Origin of the sequence: Streptomyces sp. MB09-01 (assembly GCF_033794505.1) — a bacterium.
Classification (GTDB): domain Bacteria; phylum Actinomycetota; class Actinomycetes; order Streptomycetales; family Streptomycetaceae; genus Streptomyces.
In genome coordinates this window covers 1-14,366 of record NZ_JARAYQ010000213.1, presented here as the reverse complement: position 1 = coordinate 14,366, position 14,366 = coordinate 1, and the positions used below count along the sequence as shown (strand labels likewise).

The window sequence follows — 14,366 nt, the reverse complement described above, 5'->3', positions numbered from 1 at the left end:
GGTGGGCCTGCGGGGCCTGTTGGGCTCCGTACGGCGGGTCGGCCTGCTCGGCCTCGTGAGGCCGGTGGGCCCGGTAGGGGTGCGGGGCCGGCTCTGCCTCGTGGCGCAGGTCGGCCTGGTGGGTCGGCTGGGTCGGCTGGGGACCAAGGGCCCAGGTTTCCCCGGCTTGGGCCGACTGCGACGGATCGGCCTGGTGGGGCCGATGGTTCGCATGGGGGTGTTGGGCCTGCGGAGCCTGCTGAGGCGGGTAGGCCTGGCCGGCTCCCGCCTGGTGGGGCACGTACGCGTGGGGGGCCGGCTCCGCCCCCTGGTACGGCTGGGACTGCGGGCTCTGTTGGGTCTGCCGGGGTCGGTAGGCCTGGTCCGCCCCGGCCTGCTGGGGCAGGCGGACCTGCCGGTCCCCGTGCGGCGGGTACGCGTGGGCCTCGGCCCCGGGGGGCGGGTAGCCCTGCTCAATCCCGTGCGGCCAGTGGGCCCGGTCGGCCTGCCGGCTCGGCCCCGCCCCGTGGGCCCGGTCGGCGTGCTGGCTCGGCCCCGCCTCGTGGTCCGGGTGGGCCTGCCGGCTCGGCCCCGCCTCGTGGTCCGGGTGGGCCTGTTGGCTCGGCCCCGCCCCGTCGTGTGGGTAGGCCTGCTGGGTCGGGTCGGCCTGGTGGTGCGGGTAAGCCTGTTGGGGCTGCTGAGGTGCGTAGGGCTGGCCGGGCTCGTCGTGCGCGTAGGCGCGCTCGGCCTCGTGCGGTGCGTGGCCCGGCTCGGACTGGTGCAACGCGTAGGGGTGTTGGGGTTGGTGAGAGTGGTGAGTCGGGTGGGGCTGGAGGGGAGCGGCCTGGCAGGTCTGGGAGGCCTGGGAGACCTCCCCCTCGGGCCCGCCGGGCGACGGCCAGGCCTCCGGCCGGCCGTTCCAGCCGGGGCGGGGGTGTCCGTCGGACATGGGGCTCCTCGTGGCCGGTCGGCGGGGAGCGGGCCCCATCACGCACTAAGTATTCCGATAATCCGACAATCCCCGTCATGGTACTGCCGGTGAGTCGAACGCCTGCTCCGGCTACGCTCACCACAGGCACGCCAGGGCAGTGGCAGCGACAACCGCAGGAGGCGGCGGGATGACAGTCCCGGGACGCAGGAGCAGCACCTTCATCCGGCTGCTGCGCAGCGGTTTCACCGACCCCTCCGCCGCGGCGCGGCTGCTCGACGCCGAAGCGCTGGCGGCCGTGCGCGCCGATCCGGTGCTGCTCGACGCCCTCGGGGCGACCGCCGACCCCGACCTCGCCCTCCTCGGGCTCGTCCGCCTCGCCGAGGCGCAGCCGTCCGGCGAGCTGCCCGGCTTCCTCGACACCCTCGTCAGTGCCAAACCGCTGCGCGACCGCCTCCTCGGAGTGCTCGGCGCCTCCGAGGCCCTCGCCGACCACCTCGCCCGCCATCCCCGCGACTGGCTGACCCTCGTCACGTACGAGGCCGCCGACCTGCACCCCGGACTCCCCGAGTTCGAGCGCGGGCTCGCGGACGCGCACGACCCCGTCGCCCTGCGCGTCGCCTACCGCCGCTGCCTGCTCTCCATCGCCGCCCGCGACGTCTGCGGCACCATCGACGTCGCCGAGACCGCCGCCGAGCTCGCCGACCTCGCCACCGCCACCCTCCGCGCGGCCCTGCGCATCGCCTCCGCCGCCGCCCCCGAGGACGCGGCGCAGTGCCGCCTCGCCGTCATCGCGATGGGCAAGTGCGGCGGCAACGAGCTCAACTACGTCTCCGACGTCGACGTGATCTTCGTCGGGGAGGCGGTCAACGGCACGGACGAGGGCAAGGGCATCCAGGCCGCCACCCGCCTCGCCTCCCACCTCATGCGGATCTGCTCCGAGACCACCGTCGAGGGCACCATCTGGCCCGTGGACGCCAACCTCCGCCCCGAGGGCCGCAACGGGCCCCTCGTCCGCACCCTCGCCTCGCACATCGCCTACTACCAGCGCTGGGCCAAGACCTGGGAGTTCCAGGCCCTCCTCAAGGCCCGCGCCGTGGCCGGCGACCCCGACCTCGGCGGGCAGTACATCGACGCCATAACGCCCCTGGTCTGGCAGGCCGCCGAGCGCGAGAACTTCGTGCCCGACGTCCAGAAGATGCGCCGCCGCGTCGTCGACAACATCCCCGCCGCCCAGGTCGACCGCGAGCTCAAACTCGGCCCCGGCGGCCTGCGCGACGTCGAGTTCGCCGTCCAACTGCTCCAGCTCGTGCACGGCCGCAGCGATGCCACCCTGCACTCCGGCACCACCCTCGACGCCCTCCACGCCCTCGCCGCCGGCGGCTACGTCGGCCGCGCCGACGCCGCCCAGCTGCACGACGCGTACCGCTTCCTGCGCGCCATGGAGCACCGCATCCAGCTCTACCGGCTGCGCCGCACCCACCTCGTCCCCGAGGACGAGAGCGACCTGCGGCGCCTGGGCCGGTCCATGGGACTGCGCACCGAGCCCGTCGCCGAACTCAACAAGGCCTGGCGCCGGCACGCTTCCGTGGTCCGCCGCCTGCACGAGAAGCTCTTCTACCGGCCGTTGCTCGACGCCGTCGCCCAGCTCACCCCCGGCGAGACCCGGCTCTCCCCGCGCGCCGCCGGCCAGCGGCTCGAAGCCCTCGGGTACGCCGACCCGGCCGCCGCCCTGCGCCACCTCGAGGCGCTCGCCTCCGGCGTCACCCGCAAGGCCGCCATCCAGCGCACCCTGCTGCCGGTGCTGCTCGGCTGGTTCGCCGACTCCGCCGATCCGGACGCCGGCCTGCTGGGCTTCCGCAAGGTCTCCGACGCCCTCGGCAAGACCCCCTGGTACCTGCGGCTGCTCCGCGACGAGGGCGCCGCCGCCGAGAACCTCGCCCGCGTCCTGTCCGCCGGCCGGCTCGCCCCCGACCTGCTGATGCGCGCGCCCGAGGCCGTGGCCCTGCTGGGCGACCCCGGAGGCCTGCAGCCCCGTACCCACGAGGCCCTCGAACAGGAGGTCATGGCCGCCGTCGGCCGCGCCGAAACCGCCGAGGCCGCAGTCGCCGCCGCCCGCGGCGTGCGCCGCCGCGAGCTCTTCCGTACGGCGGCGGCCGACATCATCGGCTCCTACGGTACGGAGGAGAACCCGGCCGAGGAGGACCACGGCGCCCTCGTCGACCGGGTCGGCGGCGCCGTCTCCGACCTCACCGCCGCCACCGTCGCCGGAGCCCTGCGCGCCGCCGTCCACAGCCACTACGGCGACACCCTGCCCACCCGCTTCGCGGTGATCGGCGTCGGCCGGTTCGGCGGGCACGAGCTCGGCTACGGCTCCGACGCCGACGTCCTCTTCGTCCACGAACCCCGCGAGGGCGTCGACGAACAGGAGGCCGCCAAGGCCGCCCAGACCGTCATCGCCGAGATGCGGAGGCTGCTCCAGCTGCCCACCGCCGATCCGCCGCTGCTCATCGACGCCGACCTGCGTCCCGAAGGCCGCTCCGGCCCGCTCGTGCGCACGCTCTCCTCCTACGCCGCCTACTACCGGCGCTGGTCCCTGACCTGGGAGAGCCAGGCCCTGCTGCGCGCCGAACCCGTCGCGGGCGACGCCGACCTCGGCAGCCGCTTCATCGAGCTCGTCGACCCGCTGCGCTATCCGATGGAAGGCCTCGGCGATGACGCCGTGCGCGAGATCCGCCGGCTCAAGGCCCGCATGGAGTCGGAGCGGCTTCCGCGCGGCGCCGACCCGACCCTGCACACCAAACTCGGCCGCGGCGGCCTCAGCGACGTCGAGTGGACCGTGCAGCTGATCCAGATGCAGCACGCCTGGGCCGAACCGGGCCTGCGGACCACCCGTACCCGCGAGGCACTCGCGGCCGCCCACGCGGCCGGACTGATCCCGACCGACGAGGCGCAGATCCTGGACGAGGCCTGGGTCCTGGCCACCCGGGTCCGCAACGCCGTGATGCTGGTCCGGGGCCGAGCCGGGGACACCTTCCCGTCGGAGGCCCGTGAACTCGCGGCGGTCGGCCGCTACCTCGGATACGCCGAAGGCACGGTCGGGGAGATGCTGGACGACTACCGGCGCATCACCCGCCGTGCCCGGGCGGTGGTCGACGAGCTGTTCTACGGCGCGTAGCCGCTCCCGGGCGCACGGCCGGATGCGCCTCCCGGGGCCGGGGCCGGTCCGCCCAACAGGCCTGCAGGCTCTGGCCGATGCCTTCGCGATTTGCATATGATCACCCTCAACTACGGGGAGGCGTGACCATGTCAGATGATCTCGGCCAGGTGGGCATGCGGTTAAACAGCGGGCCGCCGGCGGGACCGTTCGCTCCGGGCGTCACCGCGCCACCGGTGGTGCCCTACGCTCCGGGCGTCACCCCGCCGCCGGCAGGGCCGTTCGCGCCGGGCGGGTCCCGGACCTTCGCTTCGACACCCGCGGAGAAGACGGCGGCGGCGGGCACGATCGAGACCGAGCTGGAGCCCGGCACCAAGAGCGCCGCCGAGCACGCGGACGACGCCACCAAGGCCGCACAAAAGGGCTTCGAGGGCTGGGACACGGCCGCCGCCCTGAAGAAGGTGGCGGACACGTGGGACCAGCAGGTGACGACCCTGATGGGCCGTCTGGCCGGGGAGAAGACCGGGCTGCGCGGCGCCTCGGGCTACATCACCCGCAATGACACCGGCCTCGGCAACCAGTTCCTGTCGCAGTCGCAACTGCACGGGGTGTAGGGGGCTGCGATGCTGACCTACTACGAAGTCATGACCACGGATCTGGGTCTGCTGACGACGGCAGCCGCCAAGTGGGACGCGATGGCGGGCGAGCTGAAGAAGGTCGAGACCCGCTACGGCGACACCGTCCAGAAGATCACCATGGGGGACACCTGGTCCGGCCTCAGCGTGGAAGCCGCGCGGGTGAAGTTCACGGCGACCCGCTACGAGTACTCCGCCGCGCAGAGCCAGGCCAAGGCGATCGCGAGCCTGCTGCGGGGCGCCCACGAGCAGTTCACCGACCTCAGGAAGAAGCTCGAGAGCGCCCGCGACGACGCGATCGCCGCCGGCATGACCGTCTCGGAGCAGGGGCACGTCGCCTTCGACTACTCCAAGCTCACGCCCGCCGAGCGCAGTGCCTACCACCACGACCCCGACGGCCAGGAGACCATCCGCATCGCGGTCGGCACGTGGCAGAAGCACATCGACGACCGGGTGAAGGCCGCTTCCGAAGCCGATCAGCACGTCAAGGACGCCCTCACGGCGGCCGTTGTCGACAGCAACAGGGACGCCTTCGGCAAGGGCGCCGACGAAACCATCACCGGTTTCAACAACTACGCCGAGGGCGACCTGGCGAAGTTCAAGAAGCCCGACGAGTCCGAGGTCGAGACGAAGCCCGACAGCTACGGCGTGAGCACCACCGGTCCCGGCCAGTACGGCAAGGAGGCCTCGGTCAAGGCCTACGCCGACCTCTTCCACGTCACCGCGAAGGGAGAGGAGAACTTCGGGCAGACGAAGCTTTCCGGGATCGCCGACCTCTACGGGGGGTTCCGGGGCACCGCGAACGTGGGCATCACCGACAAGGGCTTCGTCGCCAAGGCCGAAGCGTCCGCGGGAGTGCGGGGTCTGGCCGAGGGCCGGGTGGAACACGGGGCGCAGAGCGTCTACGGGCGGGCCGAGGGTTTCGCCGGTGTGGAAGGCGGGCTCAGCGCCAAAGCGACCAGGGAGGAACTGACCGTCGGCGCAAAGGCGTTCGCCGGCGCCAAGGGCAGCATCACCGGAGGTGTGGAGTCCGGCGGGATCGGCGTCGGCCTGACGGCCGAAGGCTGGGCGGGTCCCGGGGCCGAGGCCTGGTGGGGCTACAAGAAGGACGAGGAGACCGGCGTGTGGAAGATCGGCGGCAAGGGCGGCGCCTCGCCCATCCTCGGCGGAGCCATCGGACTGGAGATCACCGTCGATCCGGAGAAGGTGGTCAAGACCGCCGGGGACGTGGCAGACGCGGTGGGCGATACGGCCGACGCCGTCGGTGACGCCGCCGGCGACTTCAAGGACTGGCTGCTCGACTGATGTACGTTTCCGTGAAAGGAGGCTCCGAGATGCCGACCGCACTGCCGGTGCCGATCGAGTTCCATCTGCCCGAGGGCTGGCTCCCCGCCCGTCCGGAGGGGTTCGACGCCCCAGGGGTGGCCTTCGCCGCGGTGCATCCGCAGCCGGACGCCGGGTTCGCCGCCAACATCACCGTCGACGGCGGGTTCCCGAAGGACGGGGTGACGCTGGCCGAGATCGCCGACGCGTCGGTGGAGCGCCTGCGCGAGTTCGCCGAGTCGGTGGTGGTGGTCCACCGCCGTGAGGCCGGTTCCGCCGACGCACCTGCCCTGGCCCAGCGGCTGAGCTTCTCGGCCGAGGCCGACGGCATCCGCCACGAGCTCGTCCAGTCCCAGGCGTACCTGTCCCTCGTGGACACGGAGGACCCGCACAAGCGCGCGATGATCCGGCTGGCGCTGACCGCCACCGCGGCCCAGCACGACAGCGTCCTGGGAGACTTCCAGGCCTTCGTGCGCTCGGTGCGCCCGGACACCGGGGCGGGGAGCTGACGGTGGGCCGTTTCTGGGACAAGCGCACGGGCACCAGGTATCCCCCGCACGGGGTCACGCCGCTGGATGCACAGAGGCTCCGGGACGCGCTGCTCGCGCTGGGCGGCCCGGACGCGCGGTTCGTCGTGCGCGAGGGCACTCCGCGGGAACGTGCCGACCTGGTGGCGGAGTGCCGCATCAGCGAGATGCGCCTGACCCTCAAGACCAGCATGCGCCTGGTCCCCTCGAAGCACGAGGTGCGCACGCTCGAAGAGCGGTGGGAGCCGTCGCTCGAGCGCTCCGGCGAGCAGTACGGCCGGGGGCAGGGGAAGGCGGTCTACCGGCAGTGGGAGTTCCAGCGGGGGGCCGACGGACGCCGGCACAAGGTCGAGACGTTCCGCTTCGAGACGGCGGAGATGAAGAACCCCCTGCAGCACACGATCCTCAGAGCGGGCTGGACCTGGCGAGGTGTGCTCTTCAAGCTGTGACCGGCACGGCACGGCACGGCAGAGCGGACCGCGGACCCGTCGTGGGTCCGCGGTCCGCTCTCCCGGGGCGGCGCGGGCGTCAGCGCGCCGTGCCGAAGTCCTGCGTCCAGTAGTTGCCGGGCTGCGCCAGGCCGATGCCGATCTCCTTGAAGGAGCAGTTCAGGATGTTCGCCCGGTGGCCGGGGCTGTTCATCCAGCCTTCCATGACCTTCTCGGGCGTGCTGTAGCCGTAGGCGACGTTCTCGCCGTAGGTGCTCCACGTGTACCCGGCGCGGGTGATGCGCGTGCCCGGGTCCGAGCCGTCGGAGCCGGTGTGGGACATGTTGCTGTGGGAGGCCATGTCCGCACTGTGGTCCTGCGCGGCCTTCGTGAGCTTCGCGTTGAGGGCGACGGCCGGGCATCCGGCGGCGGCGCGCTCCTGGTTCACGAGGGCGAGGACCGCGGCGACGGAGCCGGAGGCCGGCGGGGTCGACGGGGCCGACGGGGCCGAGGTCTTCGGGGGCTCGGGCGCCTGCGGCTTCTGGGTGGCGACCGGCGGCTTCGCCCGCTGCGGCTGCGCGGGCGGGGAGGTCTGTACGACCGGCTGCGCGGGCGCCGCGGCGGGGCTGCTCGGCTCGGCGACCGGGGGGCTGCTCGGCGCCGTCGGGACGTCCACGGGGGCCGGCGTGCTCGGCGTGGCCGAGGGCGCGTACTGCCACGGGCGCTGGCCCTGGTGGCTCGCGGCACGGGTCCGGCCGCTGTCGTCCGTGTCGAAGCAGGCCATGGCGGCCGTGGGAACACCCACGACGGCCAGGGCACCGACGCCGATGACTATTTTCCGGTACGGCTTCTTCTTCCGATGCTTCTGCATGCGTGACCTCATTCGGTGATCGCGAAGCTCCCGGCGCCGGAACTGCGGGACGCCGGAATAGCCGCCATTCTTAGAAGTCCGCCAATGGCCTGGCAAGTTTCTGCTTAGCGTGCACGCGGGGCATTCGACACCCGGCTTGAAACGGGCCGATGATCGTGCATGGTCACGATCAGGTCACTTGCGCAACCATGTGATGTGTCTTCAGGAATGCCCGTGACCAGGGAAGTCGGCGACCAGTCCGGCGGTAGCACGGATTCCGTTCCCGTCGGAGAGGGGAATGTCGAATGCAAAACGGACAAATGTCGAAATGTCGATGACGTGGCATGCCCGGAAAGGTGTCCTACGCCGAGGTGCGCACCGTGATGCATGTCACGCAACCGTGCGCCGGATCACTGCGTCGGGGGTGCGGTGAAGTGCACGCCGAGAGCGTGCCCATTTCCCGCGACCCCATTCGGAAGAATTGCTCCCCGGGGTCAGAAAAGATCGGCCAGGCGCTTGCCGACGGCCCAGCCCTCGTCCATGGAGCAGACGGCCAGATCGCTGTCGCGTTCCGCGGCCGCCTCGGCGAGTTGCGCAGTGGCATAGAAGTTCACGCGGTTGCAGAAGACTTCGCGAATATCCGCCCCGGTGGCGGGAGCGAGGGTGACGGCCGTAGTGGAAGGACTCAGGTCGTGCACCCCGTCCGGGGTGAGGCGAGCATGATCGGCTCGCCGGTGGCGGGGCAGCGCGAGGTGACCGTACTCGCCGGCTCCTTGAGGACGACGGGGGCGGCCCGTATGCGAGGAGCCCGTCGACCAGGACGGCCCCCGCGGCCATCAGCTCGACGCCCTGCGGCGAGGTCCACTTGACGACCAGCTGGTCGGACAGCTGCAGCACACGGGCGTTCGCATGCCGGTCCCTTCCTGGGCGACAAGCCTTCCAACGCGCTGTGCGGTGCACCCGTCATCCCGTGCCGGCCGTCCACCTCGGCCAGGGGGCATGCAACTCCGCGTCGTGAACCCCCTGCGGGTTCCAGAACAGCGCCACCGCGCCGCCGGGCGCGAGGGTGGCGTGCACCAGGTCCCAGCGCCGCTCCGGATCCGTCCAGTGCCAGGACGTGGCGGCCAGGACCAGCCCGAAGCGGCGGCCGCCCGGCTGTCAGTCCTCGAAGGCGCCGACAAGAACCCGCACCCCCGGATGGTGCGCGGTGTTGCGGCGCAGCACCTCCGACATGCGAGGGTCGGGCTCGATGCACACCAGCGGCGTGCCCGCCGCGGCGAACTGCACCGTGGCCTTGCCGGTCCCCGCGCCGATCTCCGCCGCGGCACGGTGGCCGAGGGCCGCGTAGCCCAGCACCTCCGCGACCAGAGCGTCCGAGTATCCCGGGCGAGCGGCATCGTAGAGCTCGGCCACCTCGCCGAACACCTGGGCGCGGGCCATGTCGACCTGTCCCCGGACGGTCATCCGCACCCTCCGGCTCGCCGACCGGCAGGCGGCAACCCTAGCGAGGGCGACGGAGGCCGCGGCTGCTATTCCAGAGGCTTGCGCGCCGCCGCCACGATCCTCTCCAGCGCCGAGGCATGCCGCTGGAATGCCTGACGCCCGTGCGGGGTGAGGCGGAGGTGGGTGTGCCGTCCCGTGGGGCTCCGTGTCTTCCGGACCTCGACATACCCGGCGTCCGCCAGCGCGGCGACCTGCTTGGACAGGGCGGAGTCGCTGGTGCCGACCGCGTCCCGGACGTAGCCGAACTCCACCCAGTCGGCCGGAGCCAGGAGCGCGACGACCGAGAGTCGCGCCGGAACGTGCAGGAACTCGTCGAAGTCGGGGTCCATCAGCCGTGGCCGTTCCTGCGGACGATGCTCTCGACGACCGGGCGCATCGCGTACGAGGCGACCAGGGCCGCCAGGGCGGTGACAGCTGCGGCGAGCGTGTGCCGTGCCGGCAGGCCGAGGAAGTGGGCGGCGATCGCCACCGTCCAGAAGAGCGCGAGGAGGAGGACCCCCACGGCCGAGTAGAACAGCCCCTCCGAGCTGACGGTCTTCCGGCGGACGGGGGCCCTGCGCTGGTGCACGAACAACCCGCCCAGGGTCAGGCCGTTCCCCGCCAGGACCGCGGCGGTGTTCCAAGGGCTCGGCAGGTCGAAGGACGAGCACACGGCGAACAGGCCCAGCACCGAAACGATCAGGTAGGGACGGGAGTGGGCGTGGCGCATGTACGCCGCCAACGTCTGCTCCCGACGGTGGTGTATCGCGTCGAGGGCGGTCTGGGCGTCGTAAGCGGTCATGGATGGCGTCCCTGATCATCGATCTTCCGAGTACTTTCTCATGGGGAAAGTACCATCTTCTTTCCGAACGGGAAAGAAGGTCGCAGTGGAAGGCGCCGGCGTGGCCGTCGGTCGGAGTGGGGCAGCCGCAGGCGGTGGGCGGACAGCTTGGCGGGAGAGTGGATCGCCGCCGTCGGAAGTGAGCGGGTCAGGGGCGCCGTGACGGCGCTCGAGGCCGGCCGGCGGCGGGCGCCGGTCGTACCGTGTCGCGCTCGGACGGCACCAGCCGCGGATCGTGCAGCCGCAGGCGGTCCGGCACCTCCCGCGCCTGCAAATCGGCCACGGAGGCGACCGGTTCGTTGTCCCGGCTCGGGTCCGGGTCTGGCTGGAGGGGCGGCTTCGGCTGGCGGGGCGGCTTCGGTGCGGACCGGGTGGGCGGGTCCCACCGCTCGTGGGGTCGCTTCTGGGATCGGCGCCCCGGCGGCAGCAGCGACGCCGCTGCTCCGCGGGCTGCTGGAGGCCGAGGTACGCCTCAGCCGTCCCTGCGAGAGCCGGTGGATCCTGCGCGCACCCTCATCGAGGCCCCGGCCCGGATCGACCGTAGGGCCGGCCCGTAGTGACGGGCGTCAGGCGCGGGTCCGGAAGCGGTTCAGCAGCTCCGCAGCAGGGTGGGGGCCGGCGTGCTGCGGGTGGCGCGGCAGACGGTGCGGCATCGAGCCGTACCAGGACCGCGAGACCGTGTAGCCGAACGCCAGGCAGATCATGCCGCCCACGGCGTCGAGCCAGAAGTGGTTGGCGGTGGCCACGATGACGACGAGGGTCGCCGTCGGGTAGAGCAGGCCCAGGATGCGGGCCCACGGGGCCGAGGCGACCGCGAAGATCGTCAGCCCGCACCAGAGCGACCACCCTATGTGCATGGACGGCATCGCAGCGTACTGGTTCGACATCTGCTTGAGGTTCCCCGAGGCCATCGAGCCCCAGGTGTGGTGGACCAGCACAGTGTCGACGAAGTTCTGCCCGTTCATCAGCCGGGGCGGCGCGAGCGGATAGAAGTAGTAGCCGACCAGGGCGACACCGGTGGTGGCGAAGAGGACCAGGCGCGTGGCGGCGTACCGCCCCGGATGGAAACGGTAGATCCAGACCAGCACGCCGATGGTCACGACGAAGTGGAGCGTGGCGTAGTAGTAGTTCATGCCCACGATCAGCCACGTCACGGAGTTGACGGCGTGGTTGACGGACTCCTCGATGGCGATGCCGAGGTTCCGCTCCACCCCCCAGATCCAGTCGGCGTTCGCCAGGGCGATCGTCTTCTGTTCGGGCACCGCGTTCCGGATCAGCGAGTACGTCCAGTAGCTCACCGCGATGAGCAGGACCTCGAACCAGATCCGCGGCCTGCGCGGGGCCCGCAGCCGGGTGAGGAGGGCGCTGTCGGAACCCGGGCGGGTCTCCGTCTCGACCACGGTGGGTGAGGAGACATCCGTCCGGGTTTCCAGTGTCTTCACGCTCGATTCACCCATGGGGAGAGAGTCTGCCAGATGCGTTCTCGCCTCCGATCATCCCTCGGGACGGTCTTCGGCGCAGCCGGTCCGTCTCAGGTACGAGACGCCGCGCGCCGCTGCCCCGGGCCGGAGGCCGTCGAGCCGCGCACCACCAGTTCCGGCAGGAACACGAACTCGCTGTGCGGGGCCGGCGTACCGCCGATCTCCTCCAGCAGGGTCCGCACCGCCGCCTGCCCCATCGCCTGCACGGGCTGGCGGATGGTGGTCAGCGGCGGGTCCGTGAACGCTATGAGGGGGGAGTCGTCGAAGCCGACCACCGACACGTCCTGCGGCACCCTCAGCCCCTGCTGGCGGGCGGCCCGGATCGCGCCGAGCGCCATCATGTCGCTCGCGCACACCACCGCCGTGCAGCCGCGCGAGATCAGCGCGGCCGCGGCGGCCTGGCCGCCCTCCAGCGAGTAGAGGGAATGCTGGATCAGCTCCTCGACCTCGGCCTCGCCGAGTCCGAGCCGCTCCTTCATCCCGAGCCGGAAGCCCTCGATCTTGCGGAGGACCGGCACGAAGCGCTTCGGACCGACCGCGAGGCCGATCCGGGTGTGCCCGAGCGCGGTGAGGTGGGTGACGGCCAGCTGCATCGCGGCCCGGTCGTCGGGGGAGACGAAGGGGGCCTGCACCTTGTCGGAGAACCCGTTGATGAGGACGTACGGGACGCCCTGCCCGCGCAGTTGGTCGTAGCGGCCCATGTCGGCCGTGGTGTCGGCGTGCAGGCCGGAGACGAAGATGATCCCGGAGACTCCGCGGTCGACCAGCATCTCGGTCAGCTCGTCCTCGGTGGACCCCCCGGGCGTCTGCGTGGCCAGCACCGGCGTGTACCCCTGCCGGGTCAGGGCCTGGCCGATGACCTGGGCGAGCGCCGGGAAGATCGGGTTGTCCAGCTCGGGGGTTATCAGACCGACGAGCCCCGCGCTGCGCTGGCGCAGGCGTACGGGCCGTTCGTAGCCGAGCACGTCGAGCGCGGCCAGTACGGATTCACGGGTGCCGGCGGCCACACCGGGCTTGCCGTTGAGCACGCGGCTGACTGTGGCTTCGCTGACCCCCGCCTGGGCTGCGATGTCGGCTAGCCGTGCGGTCACGGGATTGGACTGTACCGGGCGGACACTCAAATTGCCCACCACGTGCACGAATCCGGCGGAAGGCGGACGGTGCGGCCGTCCGTCTCCACGGGGGAGCTGGAGAGTACGGGACGTCCGGGCGCGGGAAGTTCGACCGGGTCGGGGCGGCTGTTGAGGGTGCAGGCGAAACCGGGGCGGGTGAAGAGGAGCACCCCCTCGGGCGCGGGCAGCCAGCGCATCCCGGAGCGGTACGGGGCTTCGTCGGCGGGGCCGGTGCCCGCCTCCGGGGCGCCGAGGCCGGGCATCGCCCGGCGCAGTTCCAGGGCGGCGCGGTAGAGCTCCAGGGTGGAGTGGGGGTCGCCGGTCTGGGCGGCGACGGTGAGACCGCCCCAGCCGGCCGGCTGCGGGAGCCAGCTCCCGCTCGGCCCGAAGCCGTACGGCGGCTCCGACCCGCACCAGGGCATGGGCACCCGACACCCGTCACGCAACCCTTCCTGCCCGTCGGCCTCCGGCCCGGTCCGCCGCTCGGCCTCCGGCCCGGTGCGGGGATCGGCCCCGGCGCTGGCCTGCGGCCCGATACCCGCGCCGGCCTGCGGCTTGGCCCCGGACCCGGCTTGCGTCAGGGCCTCCGGCCCGCTCTGCCGGTCGGCCTCCGGCCCGGTGCGGGGCTCGGCCCCCGCCTCGGCCTGCGGCCCAATACCCGCGCTGGCCTGCGGCCCGGCCCCGGCCTGCGTTTGGGCATCCAGCCCGGTCTGCCGGTCGGCCTGCGGACCGGTCTGCCCGTCGGCCTTCGCCCCGGTGTGGGAATCGGCCCCGGCTCCGGCCCCGGCCTGCGTTTGGGTGTCCAGCCCGGTCTGCCGGTCGGCCTCCGGCCCGGTGCGGGGCTCGGCCCCGGCGCTGGCCTGCGGCCCGATACCCGCGCTGGCCTGCGGCTTGGCCCCGGCCCCGGCCTGCGGCTCGGCACCCGTGCCGGCCTGCGTTTGGGCCTGCGGCCCGGTCTGCCCGCCGGCCTCCGGCCGGGACCCCACTCCGGCCTGCGGCCGGGCGGCCCTCGGCCTGACCTGCAGCCCGGCCTGGGCTCGGGCCAGAGGGCCGATTCCTGCTCCGGCCTCCGGCCCGGTGCCTGTTCCGGCCTGGCGCCCGCCGGGGGTCTCGGGTGCCGCCCCTCGGTCCGCGCCCGGCCCGGCCGGGGACTGTGCCTGCGGCAGGGGTACGGATACGGACCCGGTCCGGCTCGTGGCCGCTTGTGCGGCAGCCACCGTGGTGGGGCCGGCGCCCGGTCCGGCCTGGACGCCGGTCCCGGCATCGGCTTCGGGTACCGCACGCGGGTCGGCAGTGGGTCCGCCAGCGGGCTGTGCCTGCGGCACGGGTACAGATACGGGCGCGTGGCGGCCCGAGGCCGCTTGCGCGGCAGTGGCGGGGCGGGGGCCCGGTCCGGCCTGCGGCCCGGTCTGGACGCCGGTTCCGGTGGGGGTTGCGGGTGCGGCTCCTGGGCTGTCGGCCGGCCCGGCGGGGGACTGTGCCTGCGGCAGGGGTACGGGTACGGACCCGGTCGGGCCCTGTCTCTTCTACACCTCTGACGCTGCCGCAGACATAATAGGTGTGAATCACGGTGGTCAGCGTTCCACTAACAAAAAAGAAAGACAACATCCTACAAAACAGCAC

Annotated in this window: 12 protein-coding genes and 2 pseudogenes; 5 read left to right on the top strand and 9 right to left on the bottom strand. The window is 72.5% G+C overall.

The window, feature by feature from the left end:
- Positions 1–928 (bottom strand): annotated as a pseudogene (locus PV721_RS32610) (hypothetical protein); the annotation flags it as partial.
- Positions 929–1,097: 169 nt separating this feature from the next.
- Between PV721_RS32610 and PV721_RS32605 the strand changes: the two are divergent.
- The 5 genes from PV721_RS32605 (at position 1,098) to PV721_RS32585 (ending at position 6,998) form a co-directional block, all read left to right on the top strand.
- Positions 1,098–4,085: a bifunctional [glutamine synthetase] adenylyltransferase/[glutamine synthetase]-adenylyl-L-tyrosine phosphorylase gene (locus PV721_RS32605; protein WP_319730717.1), complete on the top strand. Its 2,988-nt coding sequence runs from the start codon at positions 1,098–1,100 to the stop codon at positions 4,083–4,085.
- A 128-nt stretch (positions 4,086–4,213) separates the two neighbouring features.
- The gene (locus tag PV721_RS32600; RefSeq protein WP_319730715.1) at positions 4,214–4,678 is read left to right on the top strand and encodes a hypothetical protein; all 465 of its coding nucleotides are present in this window, start codon (positions 4,214–4,216) and stop codon (positions 4,676–4,678) included.
- 30 nt (positions 4,679–4,708) lie between these two features.
- Positions 4,709–6,004, top strand: a complete 1,296-nt coding sequence (locus PV721_RS32595) for a hypothetical protein (RefSeq protein WP_319730713.1) — start codon at positions 4,709–4,711, stop codon at positions 6,002–6,004.
- A 29-nt stretch (positions 6,005–6,033) separates the two neighbouring features.
- Positions 6,034–6,531: a hypothetical protein gene (locus PV721_RS32590; RefSeq protein WP_319730711.1), complete on the top strand. Its 498-nt coding sequence runs from the start codon at positions 6,034–6,036 to the stop codon at positions 6,529–6,531.
- 2 nt (positions 6,532–6,533) lie between these two features.
- Complete coding sequence (locus tag PV721_RS32585) at positions 6,534–6,998, top strand: hypothetical protein (RefSeq protein WP_319730709.1); 465 nt, start codon at positions 6,534–6,536, stop codon at positions 6,996–6,998.
- Positions 6,999–7,077: 79 nt separating this feature from the next.
- Here the strand turns inward: PV721_RS32585 and PV721_RS32580 are convergent, their stop codons facing one another.
- The 8 genes and pseudogenes from PV721_RS32580 to PV721_RS32545 form a co-directional block, all read right to left on the bottom strand.
- Positions 7,078–7,848, bottom strand: a complete 771-nt coding sequence (locus tag PV721_RS32580) for a CAP domain-containing protein (protein ID WP_319730706.1) — start codon at positions 7,846–7,848, stop codon at positions 7,078–7,080.
- Between the two features lie 473 nt (positions 7,849–8,321).
- The gene (locus PV721_RS32575) at positions 8,322–8,525 is read right to left on the bottom strand and encodes a hypothetical protein (RefSeq protein ID WP_319730704.1); all 204 of its coding nucleotides are present in this window, start codon (positions 8,523–8,525) and stop codon (positions 8,322–8,324) included.
- 460 nt (positions 8,526–8,985) lie between these two features.
- A complete protein-coding gene (locus PV721_RS32570; RefSeq protein ID WP_319730702.1) occupies positions 8,986–9,291 on the bottom strand; it encodes a hypothetical protein in 306 nt (101 codons plus the stop codon).
- Positions 9,292–9,356: 65 nt separating this feature from the next.
- Positions 9,357–9,659, bottom strand: coding sequence for a transcriptional regulator (locus PV721_RS32565; RefSeq protein ID WP_319730700.1), 303 nt, complete (start codon positions 9,657–9,659; stop codon positions 9,357–9,359).
- Positions 9,659–10,111, bottom strand: coding sequence for a hypothetical protein (locus PV721_RS32560; RefSeq protein WP_319730699.1), 453 nt, complete (start codon positions 10,109–10,111; stop codon positions 9,659–9,661). The genes PV721_RS32565 and PV721_RS32560 overlap by 1 nt, the downstream gene beginning before the upstream one ends.
- A 605-nt stretch (positions 10,112–10,716) precedes the next feature.
- On the bottom strand, positions 10,717–11,607 hold the full coding sequence (locus PV721_RS32555; RefSeq protein WP_319730698.1) for a phosphatase PAP2 family protein: 891 nt from the start codon (positions 11,605–11,607) through the stop codon (positions 10,717–10,719).
- A gap of 74 nt (positions 11,608–11,681) precedes the next feature.
- Positions 11,682–12,722 (bottom strand): LacI family DNA-binding transcriptional regulator, encoded by a 1,041-nt coding sequence (locus PV721_RS32550; RefSeq protein WP_319730695.1) that lies wholly within the window; start codon positions 12,720–12,722, stop codon positions 11,682–11,684.
- 26 nt (positions 12,723–12,748) lie between these two features.
- Positions 12,749–13,204, bottom strand: a pseudogene (locus PV721_RS32545) (DUF3459 domain-containing protein); the annotation flags it as partial.
- Between the last annotated feature and the right edge of the window lie 1,162 nt (positions 13,205–14,366).

What these genes read in the sequence shown, in the direction of transcription:
- PV721_RS32590 (WP_319730711.1), top strand. Translation starts at nt 6,034, where the DNA reads ATGCCGACCGCACTGCCGGTGCCGATCGAGTTCCATCTGCCCGAGGGC.
- PV721_RS32600 (WP_319730715.1), top strand. Translation starts at nt 4,214, where the DNA reads ATGTCAGATGATCTCGGCCAGGTGGGCATGCGGTTAAACAGCGGGCCG.
- PV721_RS32580 (WP_319730706.1), bottom strand. Translation starts at nt 7,848, where the DNA reads ATGCAGAAGCATCGGAAGAAGAAGCCGTACCGGAAAATAGTCATCGGC.
- PV721_RS32555 (WP_319730698.1), bottom strand. Translation starts at nt 11,607, where the DNA reads ATGGGTGAATCGAGCGTGAAGACACTGGAAACCCGGACGGATGTCTCC.
- PV721_RS32560 (WP_319730699.1), bottom strand. Translation starts at nt 10,111, where the DNA reads ATGACCGCTTACGACGCCCAGACCGCCCTCGACGCGATACACCACCGT.
- PV721_RS32565 (WP_319730700.1), bottom strand. Translation starts at nt 9,659, where the DNA reads ATGGACCCCGACTTCGACGAGTTCCTGCACGTTCCGGCGCGACTCTCG.
- PV721_RS32595 (WP_319730713.1), top strand. Translation starts at nt 4,709, where the DNA reads ATGACCACGGATCTGGGTCTGCTGACGACGGCAGCCGCCAAGTGGGAC.
- PV721_RS32605 (WP_319730717.1), top strand. Translation starts at nt 1,098, where the DNA reads ATGACAGTCCCGGGACGCAGGAGCAGCACCTTCATCCGGCTGCTGCGC.
- PV721_RS32570 (WP_319730702.1), bottom strand. Translation starts at nt 9,291, where the DNA reads ATGACCGTCCGGGGACAGGTCGACATGGCCCGCGCCCAGGTGTTCGGC.